Source organism: Wolbachia endosymbiont (group B) of Protocalliphora azurea (assembly GCF_947251865.1).
Lineage (GTDB): Bacteria > Pseudomonadota > Alphaproteobacteria > Rickettsiales > Anaplasmataceae > Wolbachia.
In genome coordinates this window covers 37,851-51,877 of record NZ_OX366394.1, presented here as the reverse complement: position 1 = coordinate 51,877, position 14,027 = coordinate 37,851, and the positions used below count along the sequence as shown (strand labels likewise).

Sequence of the window (14,027 nt, the reverse complement as noted above, 5' to 3'; positions counted from 1 at the left end):
TGTATATATATTACTTATTTGGTAAAATTATTTTGGCAAAATAGCATATAAAAGTTGAGGCTAATTATGAATATTAAAGAAGGAAAGGATTTACAACAGGAGTTATTAGGAATTGTTTTCAATATACTCATAGAAAGTGAAGATAGCGCCATAGAAGCTATGGAAACAAGAGCAGTAGAGATAATTAAAAAACTAAAGGAACACATTAATGATGATATAGAGTATGGTGGTCAAAAAAAGCCAATTTTAGATTGGGTTATTGTTTGTGATTCTCAGAATAATGTCAGACTAAATAACAAGTCGCTATTAAAATTTGAGAAGGCAATTAAGGATATTGGAGGAAGAGCAACGCTAAATGAAATAGAAAGTATAATAAGGTTGTTAGTAGAACAAGCACAGCTAAATCATGTTAGAATTAGAGGTGAAAGAGAAGTACCACTAAACTTCTTTGAGGAAAACATAATAATGAGAGAACGAAGAAGGGCAAGAGAACAACAAATGCGGCCAAATTTTGTTAGAGAAAGAGAAGCGTCATTGAATCTCTCTGGAAACAGGAGTGAAAATATAAGAAGACCAGGAGAACAAATGCAGCCAAGTGAAGTATCACTAAATCTCTCCGAAAATAGGGATGAATATACAATAATGAGAGAACGAAGAAGAGCGGGAAGGCGAATGCGGCCAAATTTTGTTAGACGTGAAAGAGAAGTACCACTTAGTTCAAAAATAGGACAATTAATTGGTGTAGTTTCATCCATAATTGTAGGTGCTTTCATTGGTATAATGGTTGGTATGGTCATTGCTGGTTTATGTATTGAGCTTTGTGTAATCACCACTGCAGAACCGATTCTTCTCATCATGGGTGCTACTGCTGTTATAGGAGCTATTGTAGCAGGAACTGCTCCTGTATTAAAGCTAATAGAGATGTTTAAAGGTCAAGAACCTAATCTTTCTCCTAGTAGCGGTCTGGAAAGCTCTAATACTGAACATACTTATTTAAATAGGCAAAGAGTTATTTAGAAAAAAATTGGAAGAATGTTCAAAAAAGTCCATTTATAAAATACATCGGCTTAACTATGATCTTATAACTTAAGCTAATTAATTAAAAATTTTTGTTTTAGCGGTTAAATAAAGCCAGATCTTATTAGAGAGAGGATCTTCTTATCTCTTCTTTACCTTCATTTTCATTTCTAACAATTTTTTTTCCACTTAATATGTCTCTTATTTCATCTCCTGTTAAAGTTTCAAACTCCAGTAGATTTTCAGCAATGAGCTCCAAGTCTTTCCTACGCTTGGTTAAAATGTCTTTTGCTTTTTCATAGCAAGAAAATACAACTTTCTTTATTTCCTCATCTATAAGTCTTAACGTATCTTCAGAAATTGTCTCAGAATCATGTGTGATTTGTTCACGATTGTGATATATTGGCCCTATTTTGTCACTCATTCCCCATTTTGTCACCATAGCACGTGATAAATCTGATGCTAGTTTTATATCTGAAGATGCGCCGCTTGTGACTTTATCATAGCCAAAAATTAGCTCTTCTGCCACACGTCCACCCATTGCAACAGTTATATCTGCTAGCATCTTTTCTCTTGTGAGAGACACTCTATCTGTTTCTGGTAGTCTCATAACTAAACCGAGTGCTCTACCACGTGGAATAATTGTTGCTTTGTGTATAGGATCAGAAGCAGGCATATTAACTGCAACTACTGCATGACCAGCTTCATGGTAAGCAGTAAGCTTTTTTTCTTCTTCTGTAATGACTAAGGACCTTCTTTCCATGCCCATCATCACTTTATCACGTGCATACTCAAAATCATCCATGGTAACAATTTTCTTATTTCTTCTTGCAGCAATAAGCGCAGACTCATTCACTAAATTTGCTAGATCAGCCCCTGAAAAACCTGGCGTTCCCCTCGCAACTGTTTTTACGTTTACATCTGGTGCTATCGATATTTTCTTTATATGCGTATTTAATATTCTCTCACGCCCATTTATATCAGGTAAAGAAATAGTAATCTGTCGGTCAAAACGACCAGGTCTAAGTAGTGCTGGATCTAGGACGTCTGGACGGTTAGTTGCAGCAACTATTATCACACCTTCATTAGACTCGAAACCATCCATCTCAACCAGTAACTGGTTTAATGTTTGTTCCCTTTCGTCGTTACCGCCACCAAGACCAATGCCGCGATGCCTACCTACTGCATCTATTTCGTCTATGAAAATTATACAAGGAGCATTTTTCTTACCTTGATCAAACATATCCCGGACACGGCTTGCACCAACACCGACAAACATTTCAACGAAATCAGATCCAGAAATACTAAAAAACGGTACATTAGCTTCACCTGCAATTGCACGAGCAAGTAGAGTTTTACCAGTTCCAGGGGAACCAATTAAAAGACATCCTTTTGGTATCTTCCCACCTAACACTTGAAATTTTTGCCTTTGTTTAAGAAAATCAACAATTTCAACCAACTCTTCTTTTGCTTCATCAATCCCAGCAACATCATCAAATGTCACTTTTTTTCCAGTAGTCATAAGCCTAGCTTTTGATTTGCCAAAGCTTATAGTTCTATTACCTCCTGCTTGCGTTTGTTTAAAAAGGAAAAGTAATAAACCGATAAAGATAAGCGTCGGAACCCATTGAATAAGTAATCCACCAATTATACCTATTGCAGAGTCTCCAATTGAAAAGGAGAACTTCACTTTCCTATCATGCAAACTTTTTATTAAGTCACTATATATAACACCACTTGAGTTAAAGGCTGACCCATCCCTAAACTTCCCTTCGATGCTTTGGTTTCTTATTGTAATATTTTCTATATCATTATCTTCTAGTCTAGTTAAAAATTCTGAAAAAGGTATGGTTGTTTTACTCTTACCTATACTTCCGCTAAATTGAATATAAGCAACTGAAATAAGAACAATAATCACTAACCAGATCAATAAGCCTTCTAAAAATTTTTTCATTTACATTTCTAATTAAATACTAATCAAGCTTACCAAATTTTGTTTTATCGTGCTATTAATAATGAATCGAATCTTATCATCACCGTATTTTTTCGTTATAATTTACATCAGGATAAGCAACCACCTTTCCATTTTTTCACTGTTGGAAAAGAGTAGTAAACTTTAGAAAAATAATTACAAATTTAAAAAGTTGTTTTTCACTGCAATAAGTATATGTGTTATGTACTGGTAAGATGCTGCTGCATATAATTTTCTACAGCAGGTTGTAGTAATGCACTTATTACATTATTACCTGTATTGCTCGCTTTTCTATTCTTGAATTTTTTATGTGTACTATTAAACTCTTCAAGTGCTTTTGTAAAATCACCCATGCTAACAACAGGTTCTTCTATTTTTTGCTCTTGAGTACGCCTTACGGCATTATGCTTGGCCTCATTTACTAAATTAGATAACTCAGCGCCTGAATAGCCTTCAGTTTTTTCTGCAATTTCTTTAAGGTTTAGATCTGATCCAACTGGCACATTCTTCATATAAAGATCTAATATCTTTTCTCGTGAGCCCAATTCTGGTAGGGAAATATAGATATGCTTAGAAAAACGGCCAGGCCTAAGAAGCGCTTCATCTAAAACTTCACGACGATTAGTTGCAGCAATTACTATTACACCTTTGTTAAAATTAAAACCATCCATTTCGGTCAATAGTTGGTTTAAAGTTTTAGCGCAATTTTCACTTACGTGATGACCAATAGAATTGCGCTTTGCACCTATGGAATCTATTTCATCTATAAAAATTATACAAGGAGCATTCTTTTTTGCTCTTTTAAAAAAGTTGCGTACATGATATACACCTTGACCAACATACTCTCCAACAAGCTCAGAGGCCGAAATACTTTCAAATGAGATATTAGCTTCACCTGCAACAGCGCGAGCAAGAAGTGTTTTACCATTTCCTGGTGGACCATATAAAAGGTAACCCTGTGGTGGTTTAAAACCAACTTTTTCAAACATTACCTTCTTCTCTTGTGATATATCATTACAAATCATACGTAGCTCTTCTTTTATTTCATCTGATAAGATGACATTATTAAGTGTTACTTTTTGCTCACCTTGCTCACCTTCTATTACTTTAGATGGTTTCATTAAATAAATAGCAAAACAAATAGCAAGACCTAATACAACCGCAGTGCATATTACTGAACATGTCACTACAGCAGATGTTATAATAATAGGCATGAAGGATATAGTGGCCGCAGCAGCTTTAATTTTTAAAAAAAGAACATACATAAGATAAATAAAAGCAGCGATTGTTAGACATAATAAAACAAATTTAAAAAATCTTGTCCCACTCATTCTAACCCTTAATTAAATATTAGTTAACTTTAGCAAATTTTCCTTTATTATACTAGCGATAAAATATTTAATCTCGCCATCACTAGTGCTCTTACTATTATGTTTCATACATGGATAAGCAAGCATCTTTCCATCTTTTTGTACTGTAGGCAAAGAATAGTAAACTTCAGAGCAATAATCATAATTTTTTAGAAATTCAGGGATTTTTTGTGTTTTCTTTAGTGGAGCAATAGTTACTGAACACTCCTGATCTCCAAATATTGTGCAGCTAAACCTGTTATCCCATTCAATAGAACCATTTAATGGTAAGTGTACAGTAATTTCTTGTATCTTTGACGATTCTCTAATTATTAAGATATTTTCTCCATATTTTCTTATTTTGCACCCAGAAAGTGTACAGTTAACATTACTACCCTTTTGCAATATTTTATTAAATATTACGATAAGGCTGTTGTACCTTGGTTTATAATGTTTGCTGGCAATTGCCATTATAGAGTAAAGAAGAAGCCTCAAGGCTATTTCCTCTGGCAATTGATAAAATTCACTTAGTTTAATTTCAATATAACCAAAATCATGAACATTAACACAATCATCAAATGCAAGGCGTGTGTAGTGCATCAACGCTTTTGCAGCTCTTTTCATATGAAGTGCTGTAAGGCATATTCGCTCTGTTAGAACATCTTGATTATCACTTGCTTTAAGTAAGTTACGGTATAAAGTTCGTCTGTATTTTAAGTCATAATTGCTTCTATCTTCGATCCATCTTAACTGATGAAGCTTAGCATACCTTTCTATTTCACTACGACTAAAATTTAACAACGGCCTAAATATATAAATACCATTTAAGAAAGATTTGTAATCCATTGATGATAATCCATCTACTCCACTACCTCGCTCCAATCTTAATAAGAACGTTTCTGCTTGATCATCTTTGTGATGAGCAACGAGCAAACATTTAACATTATTGTTTTTACACCACTCTGCTAGTAACTTATATCGTGCTTTTCGTGCCTGTAACTGAATATTACCTTTAATATTTTGCTTCTCCCAATTTAATATGAACGATTCCTTTGCTCCAAGTTCTTTTGCATAACTTATAATAAAATCAGCTTCTTTTTGAGACTCTGAACGTAACCCATGATTTACTGTTAATGCTATAGGAAGTGAAAGCTTGTTTTTTTTTGCCCAGTTAGTCATTAAATGCAGTAAGACTATACTATCTACACCACCTGATACTGCAACTGCGATTTGGTTATGGAAAGCAAAACTATTAGCTATATTTTGAAATAATAACTCTAATTTCATTATGTTTCTTGATGGCCAGATAGTCTCCACGTCATACAGCGACTTATTTGTGGTATATATAGATCCCGCTAACAAGCAGCGGAATTGCTCTCTTTTGTCATCCCAGTGCTTGACACTGGGATCCAGGTTTTAATGCAAGAAACTACTTCTTTATTCCAGAAAATGAAAATTCCACTCTACGATTTTTAGCATGCTCTTTTTCATATTTAGAATTTCTAGAATCATCTTTTACATTAACCAAAGGCTCAGTTTCACCTTTAGAAGCAGTTTTTATTCTATTTTCTAGATAAGGTGTACAGCTGACCATAAATTTTTTAGCTGCATCTGCTCTTCTAGCTCCTAGTGCAAGATTATACTCGTGAGAACCACGATTGTCAGTATGACCAGTTAAAGTGACCTTTGCGTCAGGATTATTTTGTAACACTTCCATCACGTCAAGTAATGCATCTGCACTCACTTCACTGATACTAGATTCATCATAACCAAAGAAAACTCTTTTATCACCTATCTGCTTAACAACAGCATTCATTTTATTTGTCGTATTTACTCCTTTTTTAGGGCAAGAACTTACACCAGTAAGCAGTAAACAAAAACAACACATTATAATCAGTCTACTCCACATCACTAAACCTCCATAAATTTAAAATATAGTGCGTAATTTTAATTTTAGTACTAATAATCCCTCTATACTAGAATAGAGTCAAGGGAAATAAAATACTAAATGTTTTCTTTACAATCTTATAATTAATTTTCTGATAAGATGCTCAATTCTTAGCAATGAAGTACAATAAAAGAATAAAAATACAATTTTTTATTGTACTTTAAGCAAATATACTTTTAACTTTATTATTAATCTATTACGATATTAAGCAGATGTTTCAAAGCAATGAATAAAAATGAGATCTTATAAGTTTTTAGAGGAAGTATTACATAAGGTAAGGAATATCGAAAACACACTAAAACTACTAAGCAAAAGCCAATTGAATGTAGAGGACAAAGTTGAACAAATGTGTCTTCTAGAGGAAATCAGACATGAAATTATCTCTCATGATGCAATAAAGGAATCATTAGCGAATGCTCTTAGGAATAAAAAGAGTGCTAATATTCAGCAGCTAAAGTTAATAGAGGGGATACACAAAAGCAGCAGTGCTATTCCTGTTGATTTAGTAAAATCTTTGTCCAAAGCTAAGATTGAATGCCAAAACTTATGGAGGCTAACTAATTCTGAAATTAGTAACTTAGAAAAGCTGAAAGAATGCTTTACTAACCTAATTAAGCTTACTCGTGAAGCAGCTTCTATAAAATCGCAGCAATTAAAGCGCTCAAACTATGAGTCATTGCTTGCTGACTATGACTCTAATATCACAGAAAAGAACATAAAGGAAATATTTCCTAAGCTAGGTAAATTTTTTAGTGAAAATGTAGAGAAAGTAACTCAAAAGCAGAAGAAGGATAAGGTTACTAATATACAAAAAGTTACGGTTCAGAGACAGATTGAACTTGGTTCCTTATTCTTACAGCAAATGAGTGTTACACCAAATGAGATTTCCATTTCTTATTACGATTCTATCGATTATGATGAATCTGACCTTTGTTATGGTTTATTTTTACTTTTACGGCATACTGGTTATGCAATTCATCAAAAATGTTTAGCGCAAAATTCTATAAAGAGCTCAATTACAAAACATATTATGTATGAAACTCAAGGGTTATTCATGGAAAAGATCATTGGAACATCGAGAGAATTTATTGAGTTCATTCAACCACACATAAAGGAGAAACTTTCTACAAAAGGCAAAATTAATAGTAGTGTTGAAAATTTGTATTTGATTTTCAATAAAGTAAATCTTTCATCTTTTTTGAAGAATGCGGATGAATTTAGTTTATTGGCTCACATTATGCTAAGAACTAAATTAGAACAAGATCTAATAAATGGTACGTTAGAAGTTAAAGATCTACACGATAAATGGCTGGAAGGTATGAAGCATTACAAGATTTCAGTAAAAGCTAAAAATGAGCTAGACACTTATTTTCAAGATGAGTATTGGATAAGTGGTGTTATAGGCTACTTTCCTATTAAAGTCATAGCGTTAATCGCTGCTGTGCAGTTTTTTTCTTTCATTAAGAAAAATCATTACGAATTTTTAGATTCTATAGTAAAAGGAGATTTCAGTTTACTTATCGATTGGTTCTCTAAAAATGTATATAGTGCAAATTATGGCTTTTTGGAACAGCTAAAAAAGGTAACAGGTAGGGATTTAGATATTGAGTGCTACACTAGTTACTTATCTGAAAAGTATAATTTGTCTCAATAAATGGTTTTCTTGAGTTGTGTATGAGTTTTGTTCAGAATTTAATCAGAAATTTTTTTACTTTCAAAGGTTTATTTGCTAGCGATATTGCTATAGATCTTGGTACTGCAAATACTTTAGTTTATCAGAAAAATCAGGGGATAGTGCTTGATGAACCCTCAGTTGTAGCAAGAGTAAAAGAAAAAGGAAGTTACGTTCCTTATGCTTTTGGCAAAAAAGCTAAGATGATGCTCGGAAAAACACCTGGAGAAATAGAAGCGATAAGGCCCTTGAAAGACGGAGTTATTGCTGATTTTAAAAGCGCGGAAGAAATGTTAAAATATTTCATACGCAGCGCAAACACAAGATTCACTGTTAATAAGCCTAGTATTATCATATGTGTTCCATCTGGATCTACCCCAGTTGAAAGGCGTGCTATACAAGATGCAGCAGAAAGTGCTGGTGCAAATGAAGTATTCTTAATTGAAGAACCAATGGCTGCAGCAATTGGGGCTGGACTTCCAGTTACCGAACCTGAAGGTTCTATGATTGTTGACATAGGAGGTGGTACAACTGAAGTTGCAATTATTTCTTTAGGTGGAATTGTTTATTCACGTTCTGCCAGAGTAGGTGGTGATATTATGGATGAGGCAATAAAGTCATACATTCGTGAAAATCATAAGTTATTGATTGGCGAAACAACTGCTGAAAAAATTAAGAAAAACGTCGGTTCAGCCAGTCTGCCAGTTGAAAACAACAAAGAGGGAATGATAATTAAAGGCAGGGATTTAGTGAGTGGTATGCCAAAAGAAATGCTTTTATCAGAATATCAAGTTGCAGAGAGCCTAATAGAGCCTGTACATCAGATAATTTCTGCTATTAGAACTGCACTGGAGAGTACTCCACCCGAACTTTCTTCTGATATAGTTGATAGAGGAATAATTTTATCTGGTGGAGGTGGGTTATTGCGCAACTTGAGTAAAGTTATTAGTGAAACAACAAAATTACCAGTTCGTGTTGCAGATGATCCACTTTGTTGTGTTGCCCTGGGTAGCGGAAAAGTACTTGAAAACATGGACTATTTTGGCCATGTTTTATTCAAGCAAGATTAAATTGTTTTTGAAGATCGAATTGTTTTGATGGAATTATGTAATATAAATGAGATCCCAGTGTCACGCACCAAGTAATTTAAAGGCAACTTCCAGCAGGAAGGGGTGTCATCCCAGCGCTTGACACTGGAACTTGACTACAAATAAGTATGCTGTTTCGATGAAATTGTGTAATAGAAACTGGATTCCAGTGCTTGACACAGGTTTGTGTTTATAAATTATATGCTAAAAGAATTTGAAATTGAACCTTTATTAAAAGATAAAGCTCCGCATCAAACTAAGGCTATTGTTGCAATGTCCGGGGGAGTTGATAGCTCCGTTGCTGCAGCACTGCTGTATAACCTTGGGTACGAAGTGATAGGTGTGACTCTTCAGCTCTATGGCAGTGATGGTAATGCGAGAAAGGGTGCATGCTGCGCTGGACAGGATATTTATGATGCCAAATACGTGGCTGAAAGTGTTGGCTTTCCCCACTATATTTTAAACTACGAGGAAATATTCAAAAAGGAAGTAATAGAGGATTTTGCAAATACCTATATGCGTGGAGAAACTCCCATACCGTGCGTAAGGTGTAACCAAACAGTAAAATTTCGCGATCTATTGCAAGTTACAAAAAATCTTGGTGCGGATGTGCTCGTAACAGGACATTACGTAAGAAGATTAGAAGAAAATGGTGAGGTAAAGTTGTGCAGAAGTATTGATAAAAGTAAAGATCAAAGTTATTTTTTGTTTGCAACTACTGAGGAGCAGTTAAAGCTTTTGCGATTTCCATTAGGTGGGTTCTATAAAAGTGATATAAGAAAATTAGCAAAGTATTTTGGCTTACAAATTTCTGAAAAGCCGGATAGTCAAGATATATGCTTTGTTTCCGAAAGCTATAGTAAAACAATAGCTAAATTAGCTCCACAATCTGTGCAGAAAGGTAAAATAGTAGATATTCATGGAAAAGTGCTAGGTGAGCACAGCGGCATAGTAAATTTTACAGTGGGACAGAGAAGAGGCCTCTGCATCGCACACAATGAGCCTCTTTACGTGATAAAAATTAATACAGAAAATAATGAAGTTGTAGTAGGCCCGATCAATGCTCTAATGCAAAAAAAGATATTGGTCAAAGAGTTAAATTGGTTAGAACAACCAAAAGAAGGCATGGAAGTAACTGTGAAGCTTAGGTCATCACATGCAGGAAGCTTAGCGACAATATATTCAACTGACGAAAAGAACAAAGCCTGTGTAATTTTAAACGACGATTACTTTGGCATCAGTCCAGGTCAAGCCTGTGTAGCATATAAGGGCGAACAAGTTATAGGTGGAGGTTGGATATGCTCCTAACTTGGTGGTTTAATTTTTTAATGCAGAATGTAAACATACAATAAAATTTATTGCTGTTTTATCCTATATTCTTTATACTATAAAGATAATTATTATATTGTGGACTAGAGGGATGGTTAAAGAAGTTGAAGAGTTAATAAAAATTGTTGGTAAGGGCAATTTACTAGAAGCCGCATTTATTCGTTTGGGCAGTTTTCAACATGCTGACTTACATCATTGCATGGATTGCAGAAATCATATAGGTCTATTCGAATTCATTAATAAAAAAGAACAAGAGCCATTAGATAAATATTTTAACTTAAAATTTAGTCTACAAGGATTGTTTTTAATTTATGTTCAAGCTTATAGAGTTCTTGCAGAAAATGCTCAGTTCAATACTCAAGAAGTAATTGATAAAATATATGCTGCAGTTGAAAGTAAAAAAATACCTACTCTTTGTGACACTTCGAAGAAACTGCTAAGGGAAATTGTAGATCAAGTAGAATTGACAGAAGATCAAAAAAAACTAAAGCTTTTTAATATTCTAGCAAATCCGAAAGGTGAAGCTCTATTTAACAATAATGATGACTTTGAGAAACAAGTACTCAATAATATTAAAAAGTTACTCAAAATAAGCTATGCAAATGAATTTGATAAAGAGTTTAGCTTATGTAAAGAGGTAATAAATCATTATTACTCGATTCACAGTATAAAAATAGATAAAGACATAGCATTACTATTTTCTAGTTATGGTATATTTTCTACATGTACTGGAAATGGAGATATTTTATCACTCAATCAATATATTAATGAGAAAGCTAGAGTAATCAACACACCACTGTATTACAGTTACATCTTACAGTTAATAAAGGTATTAAGAAAAATTGAGTTACCGTATAGAAATGGATTCACCAAGTATACACTTAATTATAGAGGTATAAGTGAATTGAACGGGACATTTACAGCTGCAAGAGAGCAAGACAGTCAAGATTCTCTATATCCTAAAAATATCAAACGTACTCTAGAGCAACTACTAAAAAACCAAAATAGTGATGCATTTGAACAATTAGTAACAAACCCTGAGAATACGTATTACTCAGTGCCACAAAGTGAATGCAGACTAAACTCTAGTATCAGTAACAAAAAAAACAAAAATCATAAAAACACATTTTGTAAATTAGCTTTAGGTATGTTTATATTGTCTATTGGATTATATACTGCTGATTATTTCTTTATGGAGCAAAAGTTATTCAACTCAATAACAAATATTTTGCCACAAAATAATCTCATCAATTTCATAGTTGCTGCAGTACTTACTATCGTAATAGTATATGCTTTATTTCAACTACTAAAATCACCTCAAGAACCGCCACATTCAACGATCAATGATACAACTATTAACAGTTTTGCAAATGGTCCTATTCAATCATGAATCTCTACTTATGAATGATAAATGTAGCACTTTTAAAGTGTATGCTATATAATATCTTCTCTTGAATAACGAGGTAATCCATGGATTTAAGCAAAGTAACAACAAAACCAGATGAAATAAATGTAGTAATTGAAATAAGTGCAAATGCTGAGCCTGTAAAGTATGAATTTAATAAAGAGCTTGGGTTGTTACAAGTTGACAGATTTTTGTCTACCTCAATGACTTATCCTTGCAATTATGGGTTTATACCAAATACCTGCGCAGGTGATGGTGACCCTGCGGATGTTTTGGTGCTAACTCAATTTCCTTTAGCGCCTGGAGTTTTGATATCGGTGCGTCCAGTAGGTGCATTACTTACCAAAGACGAGAAAGGAGAGGATGAAAAAATATTAGCTGTACCTATCTCCAGTGTTGATAGCTATTATGACAATATAAAAAACTATTCTGATTTATCTAAAAACTTACTAGATAAAATAGCTCATTTCTTTTCTCATTATAAAGATTTAGAAAAGGGAAAAACGGTGACAGTTGGAGAATGGGCTAATGTGGAAAAAGCAAAAGAAATCATTGAAAAAAGTAGAAATTAGTTTGCGTTGATTTAGCCTTAAATTACAGTTATTCGGAAAAATGTTGTTGTTTTTAATGGGTAAATATTGGTATCCGTTCAGGATAGCGGTAAGGTAGTATAACCATAGAGTAAAAGTGAGTTTACAACAAATGGTGTCATCCCAGTGCTTGACACTGGGATCCAGTCCTTTCGCACAAAAAACGTTGTAAAGTAACTTGGTTGGATCCCAGTGTCAGCTACTCTGATGACAAGACAGGTTTCAATATTTGCATGCATCTGGACAGATACAAATATTGCAATTAAAAGCATTAGACAGGCAGTAAAGGTCTTGATATTATAGTAATAATTTGGAAGGGTGGCCGAGCGGCTGAAGGCGGCGGTTTGCTAAACCGTTATACGATTGAAAAGTCGTATCGAGGGTTCGAATCCCTCTCCTTCCGTATATTATTGTTTAGGTATTCATTACAGTAATTTCACCCTCTTTTTTAATTATTAAAAAGTTAGCTAGCGTTTATTCAGTATTTATTATAGAATTAGTTATTAGCTAAATAATTTTATATGCATAAAATACTAATTTTGATATTAATAATGCTGCCGCTTAGGTTACTTGCAACTGAGATTGAAATTGTTGCAGATGTAAATGGTGAGCCAATTTCAAATTTAGATATCGAAAGACGTATAAACTTCATAAATTCATTGCTTGGCACTCAGAAGATTAATCAAAAAGAGGTAAAATCTCAAATTCTAAGACAGTTAATAGACGAAATTATCATTGTCAGCGAAGCACAGAAGATGAATATAGAATTGAGTAACGAGGAGTTAAATAATGCTGTCACGTTATTCTTAACTCAAAGTTTAAAACTTAAGGCTGATGAAGTTGATCAATACGTAAAAAAGCATAATATAGATCTCAATACCCTAAAAAAACAAATAAAGTGTCAGCTGCTGTGGAACAAGATTATTGAAGTAGGAGTTGTACCGCTTATTAATATCAGCGATCAAGAAGTGGATGATGCAAGAAAGCAAAAAGAGAAGTCTGATTACCTTATTACGTTTCAGGAGTTCATAATTCCCGATCAGAAGATAGCTGAAGACTTAGTAAAAAAATTACGTACCAGTAATAATCCAGAATCTTCAATAAAGATGCGCAAAGCAACAGTTAATTTAAGTCAGATAAAAGGTACTCTCAAGGACGTTTTGGAAAGATTAGAAATCAATGACGCAGCAGGTCCGATTAGTTTAAGCGAAGGTTACTCTGTTATAAAAGTCATAGATAAGGTACAGCTCGATCATACACTGCTGGAAAGTATTTTAAAAGTAAAACAAGTTGTGGTTAAAGATTCAGAAAATTTACTCTCTAATTTTAAGGAGCAAAAGGTCAGTTGTTTAAATTTTGACAAGTTAGCAGATGATTTCAAGTTGCCAAGCGTAAAAGAGTTTGAAATAAAAATGCGAAATTTAAATCCTGATTTACAGATTTTATTTAGTAAAACAAATATGAATGAAATAGTAGAATTAAGAGAAAATAGCACTGCAAAGTTGATGATGTTATGTGATATCAAAAATAATGCAATGGATATAGAAGCAATCAAACAGGAAATGTATCAACAAAAGATTATGATACAAAGCAACCTGTTATTGGATAATATGCGTAAAAATGCAGCTGTTAGTTATCAGTTTAATTGAAGTTAGAG

11 protein-coding genes, 1 tRNA gene and 1 pseudogene are annotated in these 14,027 nt (G+C 33.6%); 8 read left to right on the top strand and 5 right to left on the bottom strand.

Going from position 1 to position 14,027, the window contains the following annotated elements:
• The first annotated feature begins 66 nt into the window (after positions 1-66).
• Complete coding sequence (locus tag OPR35_RS00265) at positions 67-1,017, top strand: hypothetical protein (protein WP_264376656.1); 951 nt, start codon at positions 67-69, stop codon at positions 1,015-1,017.
• Between the two features lie 124 nt (positions 1,018-1,141).
• On the opposite strand, the gene ftsH is transcribed toward OPR35_RS00265, so the two are convergent.
• From ftsH to OPR35_RS00245, 5 genes and pseudogenes are all read right to left on the bottom strand, one after another.
• Entirely contained in the window at positions 1,142-2,971 is a 1,830-nt protein-coding gene (ftsH, locus tag OPR35_RS00260; RefSeq protein ID WP_254229344.1) for an ATP-dependent zinc metalloprotease FtsH, read from the bottom strand.
• A 12-nt stretch (positions 2,972-2,983) separates the two neighbouring features.
• A pseudogene (locus OPR35_RS07420) lies at positions 2,984-3,132 on the bottom strand (tRNA lysidine(34) synthetase TilS); the annotation flags it as partial.
• 57 nt (positions 3,133-3,189) lie between these two features.
• Positions 3,190-4,203 carry an ATP-binding protein gene (locus OPR35_RS00255; protein ID WP_264685967.1) on the bottom strand — a complete coding sequence of 338 codons (1,014 nt, stop codon included), beginning with the start codon at positions 4,201-4,203 and terminating at the stop codon, positions 3,190-3,192.
• Between the two features lie 129 nt (positions 4,204-4,332).
• A complete protein-coding gene (gene tilS, locus OPR35_RS00250) occupies positions 4,333-5,625 on the bottom strand; it encodes a tRNA lysidine(34) synthetase TilS (protein WP_265024858.1) in 1,293 nt (430 codons plus the stop codon).
• A 142-nt stretch (positions 5,626-5,767) separates the two neighbouring features.
• On the bottom strand, positions 5,768-6,247 hold the full coding sequence (locus OPR35_RS00245; protein WP_007302208.1) for an OmpA family protein: 480 nt from the start codon (positions 6,245-6,247) through the stop codon (positions 5,768-5,770).
• A gap of 274 nt (positions 6,248-6,521) precedes the next feature.
• Between OPR35_RS00245 and OPR35_RS00240 the strand changes: the two genes are divergently transcribed.
• The 7 genes from OPR35_RS00240 to OPR35_RS00210 all read left to right on the top strand — a co-directional run bounded on the left by OPR35_RS00240 (position 6,522) and on the right by OPR35_RS00210 (position 14,019).
• Positions 6,522-7,940 (top strand): gluzincin family metallopeptidase, encoded by a 1,419-nt coding sequence (locus tag OPR35_RS00240; RefSeq protein WP_007302209.1) that lies wholly within the window; start codon positions 6,522-6,524, stop codon positions 7,938-7,940.
• 20 nt (positions 7,941-7,960) lie between these two features.
• Positions 7,961-9,028, top strand: coding sequence for a rod shape-determining protein (locus OPR35_RS00235; protein ID WP_019236777.1), 1,068 nt, complete (start codon positions 7,961-7,963; stop codon positions 9,026-9,028).
• Between the two features lie 219 nt (positions 9,029-9,247).
• A complete protein-coding gene (gene mnmA / locus OPR35_RS00230) occupies positions 9,248-10,354 on the top strand; it encodes a tRNA 2-thiouridine(34) synthase MnmA (protein ID WP_019236778.1) in 1,107 nt (368 codons plus the stop codon).
• A 112-nt stretch (positions 10,355-10,466) separates the two neighbouring features.
• Positions 10,467-11,765, top strand: a complete 1,299-nt coding sequence (locus OPR35_RS00225) for a WD1261 family protein (protein WP_012481917.1) — start codon at positions 10,467-10,469, stop codon at positions 11,763-11,765.
• 80 nt (positions 11,766-11,845) lie between these two features.
• Positions 11,846-12,352, top strand: coding sequence for an inorganic diphosphatase (ppa, locus tag OPR35_RS00220; protein ID WP_019236780.1), 507 nt, complete (start codon positions 11,846-11,848; stop codon positions 12,350-12,352).
• Between the two features lie 330 nt (positions 12,353-12,682).
• Positions 12,683-12,773, top strand: a tRNA-Ser gene (locus OPR35_RS00215).
• A gap of 118 nt (positions 12,774-12,891) precedes the next feature.
• Positions 12,892-14,019 carry a SurA N-terminal domain-containing protein gene (locus OPR35_RS00210; RefSeq protein ID WP_265024857.1) on the top strand — a complete coding sequence of 376 codons (1,128 nt, stop codon included), beginning with the start codon at positions 12,892-12,894 and terminating at the stop codon, positions 14,017-14,019.
• The last annotated feature ends 8 nt before the right edge of the window (positions 14,020-14,027 follow it).